This window comes from Methylocystis rosea SV97, from assembly GCF_000372845.1.
GTDB lineage: Bacteria > Pseudomonadota > Alphaproteobacteria > Rhizobiales > Beijerinckiaceae > Methylocystis > Methylocystis rosea.
Genome location: NZ_KB889963.1, coordinates 3,492,656 through 3,511,259, shown reverse-complemented (window position 1 = coordinate 3,511,259; position 18,604 = coordinate 3,492,656). Strand labels below are relative to the sequence as shown.

Below are 18,604 nucleotides of genomic sequence, written 5' to 3'. Positions count from 1 at the left end.
CCAGCGAAACTCTGGACCTGCGCGCCAAGCGATTTAGCAAGAAGTTCGGTTCATCAAGAAACTTTGGTCGCCGGCAGTGGAACGGCTCTTCCAGGCATGAACGTCCTCGCCCGGTTCGGAGCAAAAGCCATATTCTTGTGTGTATCGCAATAAATGGCCTCCGGTGCGCACGCGCAGCCACAGAACCGGAACGAGTCGAAATGGTGCGGATCGCCGATCGGCCAGCGGCACCTTCCATTTCGAATCTGCATGAACCGAATAGGAACCGACGGGAGCAATGGCTTCAAATTCCCGCTTTGCCTTTGATTGCAAATATGTTGGCTGTCGGAGTCTTGCTTTTCGATCAAATTGGCGGGCGCGGGCTGGTCAGTCTCCTTCTTCAGCTTGGTCATTTCGGTTTCGTAGCGCTTTCGCTGGTTGGAGATTAATATCGATGCGGCGCGCGAGTGCGGCGCGGCCGGCAAATGATCATGAATAGTGCGCTGCCCCCGCGCAACGTCTCATCCCAATTTTCGCCGATGATGCGAAAGTCGATGGCGCCGCCGATCATCGGATCGAGTGGTCCATAGGATGAACGAGCGTCGGAGACATAGAGGCGGCGATCGGCAAGATCACGAATGCGCGGCGCAAATCTAAATCCCGTGAGATGACAGAGACCGAACACATGATCGACGGCGCCCGCCGTGTCCGTATAGTGTTCGCGGATATCCAGCGAGCATTCCTCGACCGCCGTGGACGCCCGGTATTCCTGAAGGAAGCTGAGGAGCGAACTGCCCAGGACGATCGCCAGGATGATGGCGGCGTCCACCCAATTGCTGAAGCGCCAGCGAGATTGCGGCGGCGAACGCCAGGATGAGGACGAGCGGGCTTTGGAACTGGCGCAGAAGGAGGCGAAGCGCGCTCAGGCGCGGCGCATCCTCGACGCTGTTGGGACCGACGCTTAAAAGGCGCGCAGCGGCACGATCGGACGATAGCCCGTCTGGACCCGACTCCAAAGCTGCGGCCAGCTCGGAAGAATCCAGGCTCCAGTAGGGAGTTTCATTGGCGCCCCAGGTCACTTAGGGTTCCTGTCTACAATCTCGTGTGTCGGCGAACGTCGCTAGTCTGCTCCTCGTCCTCGCTTCACGCGAAGCCAGACGGCGTCCATCAAAATGACATGAGAAAAACGATCACATAAGAGTTCACAGCCAGACAGCGATAGTCTCACATGAAGGCGCCGATCGCGCCAAGATGCAGGGCCATCTATGCCGCCTTGCCGGTCATCCCAAGTTGAGCTTAAAGAACGAATATGACTAACGTCATTGTTCCAACCGCGGTCGATGCGCGGCTCCTGCGCCACTTTGCAAACCTCTCCTTCGGTTTCTGGACCGGCCCGACGCGCCGCAAAGCGACCTTGTTCGTGGTCGGGCTCTTTGCCTGTCTGCTGCTCAATCTCGCCCCGGCCATCGCGGTCAACCGATGGAACAAGTTTTTCTTCGACGCCCTGCAAAACAAGGACCAGCGGCTGATCATTCTCAGCATCGGCCTGATGCTGGCGCTGGCCTTCGCCTCTGCGTTGACGAGCGTCGCGCTTCTGCAGACGCGCATGCGCTTTCAGTTGCGCTGGCGGGAATGGCTGACGCAGACGCTCGTGCGGCGCTGGATGGAGCGCCGCCGCTTTTATCAGCTCAGCGTCCTTCGGCTCGTCGATAATCCGGAAGCGCGCATCGCCGAGGACGGGCGAATCGCTATCGAGCTCTTCGTCGACTTTGCGACGGGCGTCACGAATGCTCTGCTCATGGCGGTCTCGTTCGTCAGCGTGCTGTGGTTCATCGGCGGCTCGCTGACGATTGGGGGCGTGACGATCCCGGGCTATCTCGTAATCGCGGTCGTCATATATTCCGCCTCGACGTCCTTCGGCATGCTGCTTTTGGGCCGTCCGCTCGTAGCGCGCGTCGAAGCGAAGGCGGCCGCAGAGGCGGACTTTCGCTTTGAACTTTCGCACACTCGCGAAAACGCCGAAACAATCGCGCTTATCGGCGCCGACGACGCCGAGCGGGAGCGGCACTATGCGAGATTCAGTCAGGTCGCGCTGCGCTGGGTTGCGGTGATTGGACGGCAGGCGCGCATGCTCTTCCTATCAAGCGGCAACAACGTGCTCGCGCCCGCCATCCCTCTCATGCTAGGCGCACCGAAATAACTCGCCGGCGAAATGTCGCTCGGCGATCTCATGCAGGCGGCGGCCGCCTTCGTACAGGTGCAATTGGCGCTCAACTGGCTCGCCGACAATTCGCTGCGTCTTGCGGACTGGTTCGCCTCGGCGCGGCGCGTCGCCGCCCTTGACCTCTTCTTCGATGACCTCGACGAGCTCGCGATCGGAGCTGAGGAGAAGATGATCGATCTCGCCTTCAGCGACGACAGCGCATTGCATCTTTGCGGGCTCTCCATCGCCCAGCATGACGGCACGTTGATGCTCGCGGACACCGATGCGACGATCGGACGCGGCGAGAAGGTTCTCGTCAAGGGAGATTCCGGCGCCGGCAAAAGCACGCTGATCCGCGCCATGGCCGGGTTGTGGCCGTGGGGCAGCGGCCGCATTCTGCGTCCGAAGGATGCGCGCATGGCTTTCATGCCGCAGCAGCCGTATATGCCGCGGGGCACGTTGCGCGACGCGCTCGACTATCCCCGCGGCGACGAGCCGCCCGACCCCGCGCGCACCGAAAGGATCCTTGTTGCCTGTGGCTTGGCTCATCTCGTATCGCGCCTGGACGAGGAGCAGAGCTGGTCCGATGTGCTATCAGGCGGCGAACAGCAACAGCTCGGCTTCGCGCGCGTGCTGCTAAGGCCGCCAGACATCATCATCATGGACGAACCCACCTCGGCGCTCGACGACCTCAGCCAGACGCGGTTGATGGAACTACTCTGCGAGGAAGCGCCGGGCTCGACCATCATCCACGCGGCACGCCGCAATGTAGACAAGCGCTTCTATGACCGCGAGATCCAGCTCAGCGCGAGATCCCCATCATGAACCCGACGAGTCGCTGACTTTCGAGCGGCGTTATTATTCGACGCGTTGCCGCCTTTCACGAAACGCCGGGCGGCTAAAAGGGAAGGCGAAGAGGAATGATCGAATCCCTTCCGCTTACCACCGCACGTCTCTACACATTCGAACAGCAGCGGATGCTGACGAATGCGAGTAGCTTTTTCTTCGAGCGTGATGAGCGCTTGTTTCTGGTGACGAGCCGGCATGTGATGTTCGACGAACCGAGCAAACACTTCCCGGGGCTTTGTCACGTTGTCGAACGATAGACGCGAATGATCTCATTGATAATCGTGCTCATGCTGCAGCAGTGGCCGCACGCCATGTGTCCATGGCCGAGGCTCGAAAAGCTCGGTGCGTCCTTGCTGAAATGAGATGGCGTTGAACGTTGAACGTGTTGTGGGCTGCTGCGTGAGAGAAATCTTTGGGCTGAACCGACGCTCTTGAAGCCTTGCATCTTGCGTTCTCGTCGTCGGGTTGGTTGATGCGAATTCTCCGCCCGATTGTTTCGCCATCGGCCGGTGCGATGCCGATGCCCGATCCCAAGATCACGCGCCTCGGCGTGGTAAGATCGCAGATCGTCGGTCACCAGATTCTCCGGCAGGAAGCCATATTTCTTCAGGAGCTTGCGCATTAATTTAAGCGCTGCGGCCTTATTCCGCTTGGTCTGGACCAAGACATCCAGAACCTCTCCTTCGCTATCGACGGCCCGCCATAGATAGACCAGCCGGCCATCGATCTTCAGATAGACTTCATCCAGATGCCACGTTGTGTGCGGCTTCGGCCGGCGTTTGCGAAGATCGGCCGCGATTTTGGGTCCAAAGTGAATGACCCATCGTCTCACCGTCTCATAGGACACCATGACGCCACGTTCCGCCAACAGATCTTCCACGTCGCGGAAGCTCAGCGAGAACCGAAGATACAGCCAAATCGCCTGTTGGATGATCTCGGGAGGAAAGCGGTAGCCGCTGTAATTTATCTTCGCCATGGTCAATGGCTATCGGTAGGACCAAGAGATCGCAAGCCCCGAACAATATGACAAAGCCGATCGACAAGTTGAGCGTTTTTCTGGTTGTTGTATTTGACGTCGCGTTCATTGGGACCGGAGCAGTGCTTGCTGCTGACAAGGGCGAGCCGGCGAACTCGACAAACACTAGAAAGTGGCCCAAGGCCTAAGTCAGTTCTTCAACACGGGGATAATAATGGAAAGCGCAACATTTCGAAAGTGGCTAGCGGAGCGAGGGTGTCGCTTTGACCATCATGAGCATCAGGAGCGCGGCGAGGGGCAGGTCATGGTAACGGTGCATCGAGAAGAGCGGACATCGCAGGCTCCCCTTGGCGGTTCGCACAAGGACCTCGATCCGCGTGGCGCACGCCGGGTCTGCGAGGAACTCGGCCTCGATTGGTCCGAGCTGCCTGGACCAACGGGCCGGGTGTGAGGCGCGCGTCACAAACGACAGGTCAAGTCACTGTCGCGGGGATCCGCCAAATAATTGGCGGCCGTCGCGCAGGCAATCGCGCGGGCGTTGACGGAGGCCGCGAAGCCCGGCGCTCGAAGAAAAAAAGCCCGGCCATCTCTGACCGAGCTACTCAGTACTGACTAACGCTTAGCCGGTGAGAGCACCGGCGCATCAACCTTAGTTGGGCGTCGCCTCGGCAAATGCAAGCGTGGCCGCAAATGCAAGACGGCCGACGTGTATTCATCCGAGTTCTTTGCACCTATGCGCTTTGGCCTCATCTCAGGCGGGCAACCAGCTTTTATTTTTGCGTCGCAATAGGAACGTTGTGCAGCGCACCCCATGTAGACCAGGCATGGCGACCGGGATTCACCCGGGCGCACAGGAACAAAAAGTGGGACACAAAATGTCTACGGCCTTCAACGAGATGCCGACACTGTCCAATCCATTCGAGACCATTACCGCGGCGAACGAGTCAACGGCCAAAGCGCTACAGGCCATCGCGACGGAAACGACGGACTATTCCAAGCAGGCCTTCGAGAAATGCAGCGTGCACTTCGAAAAGCTGATGGGCGTGAAAAAGTTCGACGAAGCGATCCAGTTGCATTCGGATTTCGCCAAAGCCGCCTATGAAGATTTCGTTGCGCAAGCCACCAAGGTCGGCGAAATGTATTCCAACCTCGCTAAGGAAGCCTTCAAGCCGCTCAAAGCCGCATCGCCTGTAATGCCGTGGGCTTCCGCTCCCCCGTCGAATGCGCCGGTTGCGGCGAGGCAGAGCTGATCTTAGGCATCGACGAGATGCATGATCGCATAATGACAGAACGCGCCGAGGCCGAAGCAAAGGCAGCGCGGCTGTTCTACGGGAACCAAGGCGAGCCGATATTTCTTATTGATCACGCTGACGAACTTGCCCGCATGAGAGCGCTCGCCTACGGGCTAGCGCTTGCAATCGACGGGCTTGAACTAACCGAAGGGCCGACGCGGGATGGGATCATACGCCTCGCGCAGGACCTCGCCGATGGCTTTCAACGCCTACAGACTTTGTTCGACGTCGAGCGCGGGCTGTGGCGCGCTGCCGAGAAGGAGGAGGCGCAGCAATGACCCCGCGAGGGGCGGCCGCACACTGGGGCGACTCCAAGCCGCGTGCGGCGTCAGACGCCGCTCCCCCTCAAACGGGAGGGGTTTTGGTTTGGCGCCCCTCCTGAAGGCTGGGTATTTCCTCTCGATTGGCTCCCGCGCAATGCATAAAGCCCGGCCATTTCTGAAAGGTGCGCGTCGCCTTTGCGCTCGATTGCTGTGACCGCGAGGCCGTGGCCATGTCGCGACGACTGAGGGCGTCAACGGAGAAGATGTCCGCGACCTCATGGTCGCGGCCGTCGAACAACGCTTCGGGCCAATCAACCGACTGCCGGCGACGATCGAATGGCTGACCGACAACGGTTCCTGTTACGTCGCTGGCGAAACACGCAGGTTCGCACGCGAGATCGGCTTCGAGCCGCTGACGACTCCCGTGGAAAGCCCACAATCGAATGGAATGGCCGAGGCTTTCGTGCGTACGATCAAACGCGACTATGTCCGCGTCAATCCGACACCCGATGCGCAAACCGTCATGCAATCGCTGCCGAAATGGTTCGACCACTATAATCAGCTTCACCCTCATCGCGCGCTGGGTTATCGTTCGCCGCGTGAGTTCATCGCCGATAGGTCAACTTAAAAGGCCGTGGAGACCTTGTCCGGAAATTAAGGGGCGACAACACGTTGCGCCGCCCCCTATGCTGGCCGAAGACGAACACGCTGATTTAGGTGTTGATTGGGCCGAACGCGCGACCAGAGGCAACTTCGTAATCAGCCAACAACTGATAGCCTGTGGGCATCGGAGGCGAGCCATTGATGTATGTGATCTCCTTGGACCATTATCTGGACTCCAAGGGCGCAATCGCTATTAAGCGAGGCCCTGGCCGCAAGATTGCGGACTTCGCGACGGCTGCGGTCGCTTACGCTTCCAACCAACATCGCCCGGGCGATGCACTTCCGCCACCGTGCTTCAAGTGTCGCAATCGTAAGCATAGCGGCGTCGTCATCGGCTACGGAGACGGGCCTTATAGCCTGGGGCTGTCACGCGCAGGTTTGCTTCTTGAAAAGCTGCAGGGACGTTCATAGATCCCAAAGGGACATTGGCACTCGATATAGGTGAGTGCCAATTATTTTTTGTTTATCCCCTTTCCCGGGATGATCGTTTTCGACATCCACGGCCCAGAAAAGGAAGAACACGGCATGACATTTCGTCCGCTGCACGACCGGATTGTGGTCAAACGCCTCGAGGGCGAGGAAAAGACCAAAGGCGGCATCATCATCCCTGACACCGCCAAGGAAAAGCCCCAGGAAGGCAAGGTTGTCGCGGTGGGTCCTGGCGCTCGCGACGAGAACGGCAAACTGAATCCGCTCGACGTTAAGGCCGGCGACCGCGTGCTATTCGGCAAATGGTCCGGCACCGAAGTCAAGGTCGACGGCGACGATCTGCTGATCATGAAGGAAAGCGACATCATGGGCATCGTCGACTAACTCGACCCCGCCTTCTCTCGCTTCCCAGGTTCTCTAGGAGTTTTAAATGGCTGCCAAAGACGTCCGTTTTTCCACCGACGCGCGCGACCGCATTCTGCGCGGCGTCGAAATCCTCAATAACGCCGTGAAGGTGACGCTCGGCCCCAAGGGCCGCAACGTCGTGATTGAGAAATCCTACGGCGCGCCGCGCATCACCAAGGACGGCGTCACCGTCGCCAAGGAGATCGAACTTTCCGACAGGTTCGAGAATCTTGGCGCCCAGCTCGTGCGCGAAGTCGCCTCCAAGCAGCATGACGCGGCCGGCGACGGAACCACCACCGCCACCGTGATCGCGGCGGCGATCGCCCGCGAAGGCGCCAAGGCTGTGGCCGCGGGGCTCAACCCGATGGACTTGAAGCGCGGCGTCGACCTCGCCGTCGAGGCGATTGTCGCCGACCTCGCAAAGAACTCCCGGAAAGTCATGTCGAACGACGAAATCGCCCAGGTCGGCACGATCTCGGCCAATGGCGATCAGTTCATCGGCAACGAAATCGCCAAGGCGATGGCCAAGGTCGGCAATGAAGGGGTGATCACGGTCGAAGAGGCCAAGAGCCTGGAGACCGAGACCGACATTGTCGAGGGCATGCAGTTCGATCGCGGTTATCTCTCGCCCTACTTTATCACCAACGCCGAGAAGATGATCGCCGAGCTCGATGATCCTTACATCCTGATCCACGAAAAGAAGCTGTCGTCACTGCAGGCTCTGCTGCCGATTCTTGAAGCCGTGGTGCAGACCGGCAAGCCGTTGCTGATCGTCGCCGAGGACATTGAGGGCGAGGCGCTCGCCACGCTCGTCGTCAACAAGCTGCGCGGCGGCCTCAAGATCGCGGCCGTCAAGGCGCCGGGCTTCGGCGACCGCCGGAAGGCCATGCTCGAGGACATCGCCATCCTGACGGGCGGCCAACTGATCGCCGAAGACCTTGGCATCAAGCTCGAGAACGTGACGCTCCCCATGCTCGGCCGCGCCAAGCGCGTTCGGGTCGACAAGGACAACACCACGATCATCGACGGCTCGGGCGAGAAGAAGGACATCGAGGCCCGCATCAGCCAGATCAAGGGCCAGATCGAAGAGACCACCTCGGACTACGATCGTGAGAAGCTGCAGGAGCGCCTCGCCAAGCTGGCGGGTGGCGTCGCGGTAATCCGCGTCGGCGGCGCGACCGAGGTCGAAGTCAAGGAGAGAAAGGACCGCGTCGACGACGCGCTCAACGCGACCCGTGCCGCCGTGGAAGAAGGCGTTTCACCGGGCGGCGGCGTCGCGCTCTTGCGAGCCATCGCGGTGCTCGACGCGGTGAAGGTCGCCAATCCCGACCAGAAGACGGGCGTCGACATCGTGCGCAAAGCCATCCAGGCTCCGGCGCGCCAGATCGTTGACAACGCCGGCGGTGACGGCGCGGTGGTGGTAGGCAAGCTGCTCGAGTCTAAGGAATACGCCTTTGGCTATGACGCCCAGACCGGCGAATTCGGGGATCTCGTGAAACTTGGAATTATTGATCCTACCAAGGTCGTTCGAACGGCATTGCAGGATGCGGCGTCGATCGCTGGCCTGATCGTCACTACGGAAGCGACGATTACGGAACATCCGAAGAAGGAAACAGCTCCCGCAATGCCGGGTGGCGGCATGGGGGGAATGGACTTCTGAGGGTAAGAAAGTCTTGCGAGTGTGAAGGCATTGTGGCCCTGGGGTATCCTCAGGGTCTTTTTCTTTTTGTCACGTGGGAATGGAACGCGTTCGCTACGTAATGTCTTGGTCACTTCAAATCCGACCTGAGTTGGCAGGCTGCATATTCGAGGGAATCGATGTCCGATAAAGCCGACCACATCGCCTGGGCCGCTGAGGTTATCTCGGCGTTCCAGCGTCGGTGCCGCACGAGCGACGAGCATGTCATCGCAGATCTGATTTGCGATCTCGGACATCTGGCCGATGAGCGTGGCCTCGACTTCCTCAGCGAAGTCGCGCGAGGGATCGCTGTCGCATCGTCTGCCAAGCATGTGGCGCAACCGCATGCGACGATTGCGACAAGAAGGAATATCCATGAAATTGGCGGTTTACACGTCATGCTGTAAATCGGCGCGGGGTCCGGATGCCGATCGGCGCGATAAGTGGTTGAACTTGTTCGCTTGGGAGCGGTCACAACGTCGCGCCGATTCACACCCACGGGCGCGCAGGGACGCTGCAACTTCGAGTCCGATGAAGCTCGCACCGAGCACGACCGCTCGTCGCGCCGTTTCGGCATGTTTGATGATAGCCCGACAATCAGCAAGCGAGCGCAAATGTGCGCACATGTGGCAGATTCGCGCCTGGAATCGACAGGCGAATAGGTTCAGCGCCGGTTGCGACCAACAAGCGGTCATAGGAAAGCCTGCTCCCATCGGCGAGGGCGACCTCACGCGAACGCGCGTCAATGCGGGTCGCATTGACCCCAGGGCTGTTCAACGCTCTTTACAGGCCGCGGTATAAGAGGGTGACGGCGGGATCGAGTGCACCGTTCCAAATGGCTTGGGCGATGTTGGCGACGCCGTTTGCCCTGGCGATGTTGAGGGCTTGCGAACGCAGGCGCGCCATGATGCCTGGATTGACGCGGATGCGGCTGGCGTCTTCAGAAAGGGTCACGTCGCGAACCCAATGGTTCTCGTTCTCCACAGCCCAATGACCGCGGATGGCGCTCGCGAAGATTTCCGCGGGCAACATGACGGACGACGCATAAAACGCGGTTTCTTCCCGCCGTTTCCAGAGCCCTGTGGCGGCGGAACGGATCAATGTAAATCGCGTGACACGCACGATTGCGGCGATCAACGGCGCCCATTCGTCGTCATCGAGGGCGGCGCCGGGAGCATAGACTTCGACACGCCGGTTTTCCTGGCGATTTCGCGCCAGATTGCGGCTGTCGTCGACGGCGATTGGAGCCGCCGTCGCGGCGATGTGCTCGCAGCGTTGCAACAAACCCGGCTGATTAGCTTTGACTTGAACGATCAGTTCATTGCCGGTCCCGCGTGCGATCTCGAAGGTTTTTTTGGCAGTGCATGGCGTCGAGCGTGAAGACGCGGTCGCTCAGGCCCATGGCGGCGATCAGCGCCTGCGCGGAGGGGATCTCGTTCGATTTCTCGTCGATCACTTCATGCGCGAGAATGATCCGATGGTCGACGGCGAAGGATCGAGTTGGCGCAGGATTCCGCGCGCGGAGGTGTAAGCTGGCGCTCGTCGCAGCGCAGCGTCCGGAAAAGCCGCATTGAGCACGCAAAGCTTCGCGCGGATCAGGGCATGGATTTGGCGATACGACCGAGCGCCGCTCAGCATCGCGATGATCGAAAACAGAATGACGCCGACCTGGCCGTAAATCTTTCCTTCGGCGCGCCGCCGATCCGGATGGCGGCAAGACAGGATGCAATCGATCGTCGTCATAGGGCAACCTCCGAACCGGGTTGCTCCCCATAGATTCAGACACTTCCCGACCTGAAAAGTGAAAAATCACTCCTCTCGAACAAACCAAAGTACAGAGCGTTGAACAGCCCTGGCATTGACCCCAAGCCGAAGTTCGATGTCATGCATGGAATAAAAGTTGTCAGGTCTCAGTGGAAGCCACTCTTCAGGTGCACTTCCCGCGAGATAATCTTTGGACAAATTCGGCCGGTCGATCGGCGCCACATCGTCATTTCTCAACATAACAATGCTCTGCTGATAATTCTCACGGCGTAGTCGCTCGGCTGCTGCGAACCCAATCCGCGCCACCGCCGACGATTACGATGTTTTCGGGGGTCTTACCGGATGTCGCGGTGCGTGGCGCTGGCGCCACCGCTTCGTGCTTTCTTTGCACGAAGATTTTGCCGTCACGCTGCCCGACCACCCAGCACGCGATAGGATCAAGCGCCGGAGCCCGTAAGGCTTCACCAGTGTGAATGTCGAAACAGTCATGGTGCCAGGGACAACGCAGGCTGTGGTCAACCACGAGCCCGTCGACGAGTGGCGCGTGGTAATGCGTGCAATGAGCCCCGACCGCGAACACCCCTTTTTCGCTATGGATTAGGAGCACTTCTTCCTCGCAAACATGGCCAACCAATTTTCCGCAGCGGGCAAGCTCAGCGAACGCCACACCTTGCGTCAGATCGGGGCCACTCGGCCCAGCCTGGTCTTCCGTCCATTCGTCTCCATAAGTCATCGATCAATGACGTCGCATGTTAGACACCACAACTGGTGTGTATCCGGCGTGCCGATCACCGAACCACAAGGAACGCCGCAGGTGAAGCTTTGCAAATCGAGAAAGGTTTTCCTTAGCTGTCATCGACTTTCGATCGACTGTCTGTGAGCCGCCTCCGGATCGCGGCCGAAATTACGTATGGATGTTTCTTTTGGGATTGAGACAGGACAAATTCTAACTCTTGTCTCGTAACAGTCCGATTCTGGCCATCACACGATTGGACAGCTCATTGCATCGCGCGCCGTCGAAGGGGAACACGTCGGAGAGCGCGACCATGACGCTTTTCTCAAGCTCTTGGCGCAACAACGCGCGGGCCCGATGCAGCCGTGTTTTGACAGTGGCCTCCGGAATCCCGAGCTGTTGCGCGACTTCCGCGCCGGACATTTCTTCGACGGTGCGCAAAACGAAGACCGCGCGAAAGTCGGGGGGAAGCGTATCGATCGCCCGTTCGAGCAAATGCCGAACCTGGGTCCTCGACATTGAGCTCTCTGGATCGACCCTGCAGCTGGGAAGCATGATCACGCTCGACATCTGATGCTCGTTTGTCTCGTCCAATTCTACGGTCGGTCTCGCGCGCCGCTTTCGTCCAAGCGCTTCGTTTAAGACGATGCGGACCAACCATGTGGAAATCGCGGATTCGTTGCGGAAATCCGCGATATGAGCATAGGCGCGCGTCCAAGCCTCCTGCACAATGTCCTCGGCCTCGCCGTTATCGCCCGTCACGGCCCTCGCGGTGCGATAGAGTCTACGGTTGTAGCGCCGCATGAGTTCGGCAAAAGCTCCAGCGTCGCCTGTCCCCACACTCGCGACGATGTCGACATCGGTCAGTCCAATCCAGTCTGCGTCCCCGATTCTCGCCTGGGTATTTTTCATTACAGCCCATCCAACATTCATTCCAACATCCGTTAGATGCGGCAGGAAGAGAAAGGTTCCCAGAAACTTTATCGGGAACCTTTGGGTCGTCCCCGCATCTAATGAGGCGCCATGACCCGCCTGAGCGGGAAGTTGGTCAAGGAGACACCACAATGTTCCGCAAACCGAGTTTTCTGCTTGCCGTCACAATGAGCTTTGCAGCATCTGGGGCAATGGCTCAAACCGCGGCCAAACCAACCGATCCGCAAATTGCGCATATTGCGTATACTGCCGGGCAAATCGACATCGCGGCCGCGGAGCTCGCGCTGAAGACATCGCAGAATAAAGCCGTCAAGGACTTTGCCGAGGAAATGATCCGCGATCACACGGCCGTCAACAAGCAGGCGCTTGCCTTAGTCGACAAGCTAAAGGTTAAGCCCGAAGACAATGACACGAGCAAATCCCTGACGGCAGCCGCCGCCAAGAAGCACGAGGAATTGTCGAAGCTGAGCGGAGCCGCCTTTGACAAGACCTACGCGCAGAACGAGGTCACCTATCATCAAACCGTCAATGGGGCGCTTGCAACCGTGCTCATCCCGGACGCCCAGAACGGTGAACTGAAGAGCCTGCTTGAAACCGGCCTCAAGCTGTTCAAGGAACATCAGCAGCACGCCGAGCATCTCGTCGGCCAGCTGAAGTAGGCTTCGATGGCCGTTCGATCCCTTAAGGTGGCAAGCGGTGCGCTATCGCTCGGCCTGCTTGCGTTCATGCCCCTGTCGCTTGGCGCCGAGCCGCAGGTTTACGTGATCGAAACCGACAAACTGGTGTTTGGACCTGCCCCAGCAGGGCTGCACGTGAGCGACATTGTCGAATGGAGAAATTCCGACATCTTTCGCCACACGGCAACCGCTAGCGACGGGAGTTTCGACATCGACCTCCCGCCGGGCGCCAAAGGCCAAACGGTTTTGAAGCAGCCCGGTGTTATCGACTACGCCTGCCGCTTTCATCCGGGTATGAAAGGTCGCCTCAAAGTCGCTCCCTAAGCAAAACTGGGACGCCGCAATCATGCGGCGTCCCTGCTGCCTTGGCTTGCCTTTCGTTCGCGCGATTATTTTGGTGTGGCGCGATGATCATGGTTACGGTCATGTCTTCGGCCTATTGATGCGGTCCCTTTGACGCATAAGAGAATTCCGCAGCACCACGGCTTCGTTGTGTAGCTCATGGCGAGCCGCGAACACGAGCGTTAGTGGACTCTTCCGCGCGATCGTCCGAAGGTCGTCGTTGATGCGAATTTTCGGCGCGATTGTTTCGCCATCGGCCGGTGCGATGCAAATGTTCGACGCCAAGATCTCGGACTGCGGCGCCATAGGATCGCAAATCGCCGGTGACCATGGCCGCCGGCGCGAAGCAATATTTCTTGAGCAGCTTGCGCATCAATTTGAGCGCAGCGGCCTTATTCCGCCTGGTCTGAACGAGGACATCCAGAACCTCGCCCTCGGCGTCGACAGCGCGCCAGAGATAGACGAGACGACCGTCAATCTTGAGATAGACCTCATCCAAATGCCAGATCGTATGAGGCTTGGGCCGACGTCTACCTAAGTCCGCGGCGATCATTGGCCCAAAATGATTCACCCATTGCCGCACCGTCTCGTAAGAGACCACGATTCCGCGCTCCGCGAGCCAATCCTCGACATCACGGAAGCTCAATGTGAACCGGAGATAGAGCCAGATCGCCTGCTGGATGATCTCCGGCGCAAAGCGATAGCCGCCGTAACTGATCTTGGTCATCGTCGAGGATAGGCCAGAGGCCAGAGCCCGCAAGTTCGACGTGACAAAGCCGCGGCGAGTGCTGAACGCTATAGGCGGCGCGGGCGCGCCCGTTTTGAAAGCGCATGCCCACGCCTGCAACCGGGCCGTGAATGATGGCGTTGAGGCCATTTTCTCGACCATTTTCCCAAGTTGAGTAGTCGATACCCACCGCGCGATAGCCGATCATGCTGGCGAACTTCAGACCATGGAATTCGAAGTCTCGTCTATAGCCGCGCCGCCGTCCGTCTCAAATCATTCGACGGCGGACAACAGGCCGTCCCGCCTTCTCAATGAGCGTGGCCCACTGTTGTGGCGTAAGGCAGGATATCCAAGAGTTGTTCTTGTTGAGGAGCGCTTGGCTGATCGAATCGCACTGGTCGTCATGGCGACTGCCGGGAAAGATGAATAATTCGGCTTCGAGATCGGGCAACCACGACGCGCGTTCGGGCAGCAAGACCTCGCCCGCCTCGAACTTTGCGGAGGCGACCGCCATGCGGCTTACCTTGTCGCCATTCGGCTTTACGGCGATGATTCCCGAAACCTGTCCTCGCAGCTCCTGAACGAGCGAGGTCCCGGTGCCGGCGTCCTCGACCAGAACGCGTCTGGCGGTCCATTTGTTGGCGAGAGTTTGCACTCTCGCCTTGAGAGTGGGGTAGTCGACGCGCCGCCGCCACACGTCGACGAGATACCAAAGCTTCTTGCGCGTCACGATCCAAGTCGTGCAAACCGACCAGTCATTGTCAGGGCCGCCGTTACTGGCCGTGTCCCAACTTTGCAGCGTAAACAGCCGTTCGGAGGCGGGCGGCAGCCCGGAATAGCGTTTGACCCAGTGACGCTTCACCATCGCGCCACCCGGCGGCGCCGGCGATTGTTGATATTGAGCCGAGAAGGCGTCGCTGCCGATCTGGAGTTTCAAGGCGTCTAAAACATCAAGCGGTTCGCGCTTGGGAGACAGCGCCTCGCCCGATTTGCGCAGATACATGCGGTCGCCCCAAAGGGGAATGGCTTCGTCGCATTCGGCGATGGCTGGGAGGCTGAGGACGTCCCATTCGTCTGATTGAGCGAGAAGAAAGCCCGTCAGATCGTCGACGTGCACGCGCTGCATGACGATCACGATCGCGCCTATGCGCTTGTCGTCAAGCCGGGACAACGCCGTATTCATGAACCACTGATTGGCTGCGGATCGCTTCGCCTCCGACAGGGCGTCATCAGGCTTGAGGGGGTCATCGATGATGATGATGTCGCCGCCGCGACCCGTCAGCGTGCCGCCGACCGACGTCGCCAGCCGGAACCCGCGCGCGGTGAGTTCGATCTCGGTTTCCGAGTTCTTGAACGGCCCGATCCGTGCGTTGGGGAACGTCGATCGATACCAGGGCGATTCGAGCACGGCGCGGAAGTCATTGGAGTGCTTTTTGGCGAGGTCGGCGGAATAGCTGACGCAGATGATGCGTCGACACGGATCAAGCCCGAGGACGAAGGCCGGAAAGGCGACTGAGGACGCAATCGATTTCAGCGAGCGCGGGGGCATATTGATGATCAACCGCCGGATCTCGCCGCGCCGCACGCGCTCAAGCCGCTGCGCAACCGCCTCGATGTGCCATGTGTTGACATAGGTTTGGCCGGGAGAAAGGGTTGTGAAGACCTTGCGGAGGAAGGCTCTGAAGTCGTTGCGCAGCAGAGCCTCGAGAAGTCGGGCTTCAGACGCCATCGCCGCCGTTCCCATCTTCCGAGCTTATGGTCGAGGCCGAGTCGGATTCTGCTAACTCCGACAGATATTGCGCAAGAATCGACCGGTCCTCAGCCAGCACGTCGCCGAGGGGGAGGGCGCTCTCGGGTGAGTTACAATATCGATCGACTAAAGAGAGCAGGAGTTTCATGGCTCTTGCGTCGCTCCGCAGGGCGTCTCTCACGAGCCGACGAAACATCACTTCAAGCGTGGACATCCAGCGCGTTTTGCCGTTTTCAGTGACGGCGATCTTTTGTCGAATGATATGCTGCAAGATCGCCCCGACTGAGCGGCTGCCTTTTGGCCGACCTTTCGGATTGCCGCTACGGCCCGGCTGGAACCGCGTCTGCTGCGGGGGACGGCCGTAGCCGACGGAATATTCGCCGTCGGGCGGAGAGGGACGCTTCCTATCGTTCATGGCGCCGCCTCCGGGCCGCGATGGTCGCTGCCGACGGTCGGGTCGCAGGGCGCGATCCTGTCCTCGCCCGGCGCTTCACGGGGGCCATTTTGTGGACTGGCTCCGGAGGAGAGGAGGGGAGGGCGCTTATGCGCCTTCAGCCGCTCTTCCGCGATCTCATCAAATGTTCGGCCGTCGCCGTCGAGAACGGCGTCGGCCTTCGTATAAGCCTGCCAGCGGCGGATCGCGACATCGACGAAGGCCGGCTCATATTCGAGGCCAAAGCAGCGGCGGCCGATCTTCTCGCCTGCCATGATGGTCGTGCCGGAGCCGAGGAACGGGTCGAGGACGATGTCGCCCTTAGAGCTGCAATCGCGCATGGCGTCGGCGACCAACGCCACCGGTTTGACGGTTGGATGCATGGCCAGCGCATTGTCCCGGCCGGCGCCAAAACTGTTGACGCCGGAATAGGTCCAGACATTGCCGCGATTGCGCCCGTGTTTGCCGAGTTCGACATTGTTCTGATGCGGCGCTTTACCCACGCGAAAGACGCCGATCAATTCATGCTGGCTGCGATAGAAGGATCCCTGGCCGGGGGTGGTCTTGTGCCAGATGACCAGATTGAGCATCGCGCGATAAATCTCGCGCCCAACCACCATCAGAACGTCGATATGCCGCCAGTCCATGCAAACGAAGTGCACGGCGCCGTCGCGCGAGACGAGGGCTGCAGAGCCGAGGCATGTCGAAAGAAAATTCTGGAAGGTGGCGGCGCTCATTTCGCCGGAGGCGAAGGCGAACTCGTCATGTTTGACGCGCCCGCGACCCTGAACATGGCCGGCGACCTTGACGTTGTATGGCGGATCCGTGAAAGCCATCGCCGCCACTTGGCCCTTCATGAGACGGGCGTAATCCGCGGCCACCCGCGCGTCGCCGCACAGAACCCGGTGTTTGCCCAGGATCCAGAGATCGCCGCGGCCACTGACCGGGGGCCCGGCGGTCGGCGGCAATCGATCCTCGGGTTCCGGTTTCTCCGCGCCGATGTCGGCGAGGAGGACGTCGATTTCGCCAAGCTCAAAGCCGGCTAGCGAGATGTCGAGATCGAGCGACGGCAGCAGGATCGACAGTTCCTCGAGCTCGGCCGCCAGAATCTCGCGGTTCCAACCGGCGCGTTCCGAGAATTTGTTATCGGCGAGCACGAAGGCGCGGATGAGTTCGTCCCTTAGACCTGTCACGCAAATGGTCGGGACGGTCTTCATTCCGAGCAGCTTTGCTGCGGCATGCCGGGCATGGCCGGCTAAGATCATTCCCGATTCATCGACGACGATCACGCCGATGAAGCCGACGGCCTTGATCGCTTTGGCGAGGTCTTTAATCTTGCGCTTGGGATGGGTCCGCGCGCTCCTCGGGTTCGGCTTCAACTCGTCCAACGCGCGAAGCGACACGTTGCAATTGGAAGGCGTAGTGGCGGGCGCGACGCTCGGACCGCGGCCCGAATTAGCGCTCTGGCGATCGAATGCAGCGATGGTAGACATGTCTAACTCCACGGAATCAAGTGCTCCGTGGAAGTAAGATCATGAATCGGTCATGAGCGATAAGGCACTGAGAGCGCCAAGTTTTTCGTCGCCTCGCCTCGCAGTCCGTCTCTAGGAGTCGCACTTGCTCCTAGCCGCGCCCTTTTTCCCTTTTTCGGACCCGCCGACGGGCCGGTCGCGGATCAAATTTTTTAATGTTCATTGCGATGCAGGTCGCCCGCGTCGCCGGATCCTTAAAGACATTATTGTATGCATCGTAAGTGTAGGCATGATCCACGATAGAGAGTTCAAGCTCATGCGTCAGGCTGGCCACGCTCGGGATGGTACCCCGCGGATCGACCAGATGCGGCTTCAGCGCCGCGCAAACCTCTCTCAACCGCCTGCAGGCCGCGGCGTCGCGTGTCGCATCGCGCGTTCCGCCAGATCCCCGATCGAATAAGCCGTTTCTGAAGAAATACCCGCTTTGGCCCATGCGGCGCAAAGCGCCGGCATCGCCATCCCGTCGTTGAGCGCAGCCGTGATTGCTCTTGCGCGACGCGAAATCACGAGCGGAGTGGCGTCCCCGGCTGTAACAACCCTAAGGATCGCGCTCGCGAGTTTGCGTTCGGCGCGGATTTCCTCGAGAAGCTCGTTGCCGAGCCGCAACAGATTCCATGCCAGGATCCGCGCCGCGAGCGGATGATGACCCCTGTCGATCAGGACGGCCTCATATCCCGGGACGGGCGGGGACTGCTCGATGAGCCGCAGGCCCTCGGCGAACTTGAGGAGCGCCGGACGCGCGTCCACCAAGAGTTGATGAAGCCGCTGCGCAATTTGCTCGGCGAGCGAACCGACACGCAACAGCACATCTCGCGCCCGCTCAAGCAAATCATCCCTCGAATCGGACATTTGCGTCCTCTTTCGGCCGGCTGCGCGCCGCGCAAGAGCGCCCCGGGCGGCGCAATCACTTGTCGCGCCGTTCTCAATCCATCTGGAGGAATCGTCTGTAGGGTCAAGCCGTTGTTAAACGTCAACA

At 59.7% G+C, this 18,604-nt stretch carries 20 protein-coding genes and 6 pseudogenes; 11 read left to right on the top strand and 15 right to left on the bottom strand.

The window, feature by feature from the left end:
- Nucleotides 1-53: 53 nt before the first annotated feature.
- From A3OO_RS23115 to A3OO_RS24830, 3 genes and pseudogenes are all read right to left on the bottom strand, one after another.
- Entirely contained in the window at nt 54-392 is a 339-nt protein-coding gene (locus A3OO_RS23115) for a GcrA family cell cycle regulator (RefSeq protein WP_083909788.1), read from the bottom strand.
- Between the two features lie 98 nt (nt 393-490).
- Nucleotides 491-721 (bottom strand): annotated as a pseudogene (locus tag A3OO_RS24835) (Tn3 family transposase); the annotation flags it as partial.
- A complete protein-coding gene (locus A3OO_RS24830; RefSeq protein ID WP_083909787.1) occupies nt 633-1,058 on the bottom strand; it encodes a cation-transporting P-type ATPase in 426 nt (141 codons plus the stop codon). The gene A3OO_RS24830 and the pseudogene A3OO_RS24835, both read right to left, overlap by 89 nt.
- A gap of 230 nt (nt 1,059-1,288) precedes the next feature.
- Here A3OO_RS24830 and A3OO_RS24330 point away from each other — a divergent pair, with 230 nt between their 5' ends.
- The 3 genes and pseudogenes from A3OO_RS24330 to A3OO_RS0118510 all read left to right on the top strand — a co-directional run.
- On the top strand, nt 1,289-2,179 hold the full coding sequence (locus A3OO_RS24330) for an SbmA/BacA-like family transporter (RefSeq protein WP_018409350.1): 891 nt from the start codon (nt 1,289-1,291) through the stop codon (nt 2,177-2,179).
- Nucleotides 2,180-2,191: 12 nt separating this feature from the next.
- The gene (locus A3OO_RS24325) at nt 2,192-3,007 is read left to right on the top strand and encodes an ATP-binding cassette domain-containing protein (RefSeq protein ID WP_018409349.1); all 816 of its coding nucleotides are present in this window, start codon (nt 2,192-2,194) and stop codon (nt 3,005-3,007) included.
- Nucleotides 3,008-3,102: 95 nt separating this feature from the next.
- Nucleotides 3,103-3,261 (top strand): annotated as a pseudogene (locus tag A3OO_RS0118510) (serine protease); the annotation flags it as partial.
- 55 nt (nt 3,262-3,316) lie between these two features.
- Here the strand turns inward: A3OO_RS0118510 and A3OO_RS22040 are convergent.
- A pseudogene (locus A3OO_RS22040) lies at nt 3,317-4,007 on the bottom strand (IS6 family transposase).
- Between the two features lie 875 nt (nt 4,008-4,882).
- On the opposite strand from A3OO_RS22040, the gene A3OO_RS0118490 reads away from it, so the two are divergent.
- The 6 genes and pseudogenes from A3OO_RS0118490 to A3OO_RS0118460 all read left to right on the top strand — a co-directional run bounded on the left by A3OO_RS0118490 (nt 4,883) and on the right by A3OO_RS0118460 (nt 9,144).
- Entirely contained in the window at nt 4,883-5,257 is a 375-nt protein-coding gene (locus A3OO_RS0118490) for a phasin family protein (protein WP_018409345.1), read from the top strand.
- Between the two features lie 32 nt (nt 5,258-5,289).
- Nucleotides 5,290-5,577, top strand: coding sequence for a hypothetical protein (locus A3OO_RS22035; RefSeq protein WP_156824873.1), 288 nt, complete (start codon nt 5,290-5,292; stop codon nt 5,575-5,577).
- A gap of 167 nt (nt 5,578-5,744) precedes the next feature.
- A pseudogene (locus A3OO_RS22030) lies at nt 5,745-6,190 on the top strand (integrase core domain-containing protein); the annotation flags it as partial.
- Nucleotides 6,191-6,750: 560 nt separating this feature from the next.
- Nucleotides 6,751-7,038, top strand: a complete 288-nt coding sequence (gene groES / locus A3OO_RS0118470) for a co-chaperone GroES (RefSeq protein WP_026223134.1) — start codon at nt 6,751-6,753, stop codon at nt 7,036-7,038.
- A 46-nt stretch (nt 7,039-7,084) separates the two neighbouring features.
- On the top strand, nt 7,085-8,719 hold the full coding sequence (gene groL, locus A3OO_RS0118465; RefSeq protein ID WP_018409339.1) for a chaperonin GroEL: 1,635 nt from the start codon (nt 7,085-7,087) through the stop codon (nt 8,717-8,719).
- Nucleotides 8,720-8,877: 158 nt separating this feature from the next.
- Complete coding sequence (locus A3OO_RS0118460; protein ID WP_018409338.1) at nt 8,878-9,144, top strand: hypothetical protein; 267 nt, start codon at nt 8,878-8,880, stop codon at nt 9,142-9,144.
- Between the two features lie 81 nt (nt 9,145-9,225).
- On the opposite strand, the pseudogene A3OO_RS23715 reads toward A3OO_RS0118460, so the two are convergent.
- From A3OO_RS23715 to A3OO_RS0118435, 6 genes and pseudogenes are all read right to left on the bottom strand, one after another.
- Nucleotides 9,226-9,496, bottom strand: a pseudogene (locus A3OO_RS23715) (FAD-dependent oxidoreductase); the annotation flags it as partial.
- A 24-nt stretch (nt 9,497-9,520) separates the two neighbouring features.
- Entirely contained in the window at nt 9,521-10,051 is a 531-nt protein-coding gene (locus A3OO_RS0118455) for an ISAs1 family transposase (protein ID WP_245257220.1), read from the bottom strand.
- Nucleotides 10,052-10,055: 4 nt separating this feature from the next.
- Nucleotides 10,056-10,193 (bottom strand): hypothetical protein, encoded by a 138-nt coding sequence (locus A3OO_RS24060; RefSeq protein WP_018409336.1) that lies wholly within the window; start codon nt 10,191-10,193, stop codon nt 10,056-10,058.
- Nucleotides 10,190-10,480, bottom strand: a complete 291-nt coding sequence (locus A3OO_RS0118445; protein WP_018409335.1) for a transposase family protein — start codon at nt 10,478-10,480, stop codon at nt 10,190-10,192. Before A3OO_RS0118445 ends, A3OO_RS24060 begins: the two co-directional genes overlap by 4 nt.
- A 283-nt stretch (nt 10,481-10,763) precedes the next feature.
- Entirely contained in the window at nt 10,764-11,234 is a 471-nt protein-coding gene (locus A3OO_RS22025) for a Rieske 2Fe-2S domain-containing protein (protein WP_026223132.1), read from the bottom strand.
- Between the two features lie 213 nt (nt 11,235-11,447).
- Nucleotides 11,448-12,146 carry an RNA polymerase sigma factor gene (locus A3OO_RS0118435; protein WP_018409334.1) on the bottom strand — a complete coding sequence of 233 codons (699 nt, stop codon included), beginning with the start codon at nt 12,144-12,146 and terminating at the stop codon, nt 11,448-11,450.
- Between the two features lie 152 nt (nt 12,147-12,298).
- Here A3OO_RS0118435 and A3OO_RS0118430 point away from each other — a divergent pair, with 152 nt between their 5' ends.
- Entirely contained in the window at nt 12,299-12,826 is a 528-nt protein-coding gene (locus tag A3OO_RS0118430; protein ID WP_026223130.1) for a DUF4142 domain-containing protein, read from the top strand.
- Nucleotides 12,827-12,832: 6 nt separating this feature from the next.
- A complete protein-coding gene (locus tag A3OO_RS0118425; protein ID WP_018409332.1) occupies nt 12,833-13,168 on the top strand; it encodes a cupredoxin domain-containing protein in 336 nt (111 codons plus the stop codon).
- A 238-nt stretch (nt 13,169-13,406) separates the two neighbouring features.
- Here A3OO_RS0118425 and A3OO_RS22020 read toward each other — a convergent pair.
- The 5 genes and pseudogenes from A3OO_RS22020 to A3OO_RS0118395 form a co-directional block, all read right to left on the bottom strand.
- A pseudogene (locus A3OO_RS22020) lies at nt 13,407-13,913 on the bottom strand (IS6 family transposase); the annotation flags it as partial.
- Between the two features lie 268 nt (nt 13,914-14,181).
- On the bottom strand, nt 14,182-15,642 hold the full coding sequence (terL, locus tag A3OO_RS0118415) for a phage terminase large subunit (protein ID WP_156824870.1): 1,461 nt from the start codon (nt 15,640-15,642) through the stop codon (nt 14,182-14,184).
- Nucleotides 15,632-16,078, bottom strand: coding sequence for a DUF5681 domain-containing protein (locus A3OO_RS0118410; RefSeq protein ID WP_018409329.1), 447 nt, complete (start codon nt 16,076-16,078; stop codon nt 15,632-15,634). Before A3OO_RS0118410 ends, terL begins: the two co-directional genes overlap by 11 nt.
- Entirely contained in the window at nt 16,075-17,589 is a 1,515-nt protein-coding gene (locus A3OO_RS0118405; RefSeq protein WP_018409328.1) for a site-specific DNA-methyltransferase, read from the bottom strand. The genes A3OO_RS0118410 and A3OO_RS0118405 overlap by 4 nt, the downstream gene beginning before the upstream one ends.
- Nucleotides 17,590-17,961: 372 nt before the next feature.
- Nucleotides 17,962-18,477 carry a hypothetical protein gene (locus tag A3OO_RS0118395; RefSeq protein ID WP_018409326.1) on the bottom strand — a complete coding sequence of 172 codons (516 nt, stop codon included), beginning with the start codon at nt 18,475-18,477 and terminating at the stop codon, nt 17,962-17,964.
- Nucleotides 18,478-18,604: the final 127 nt, after the last annotated feature.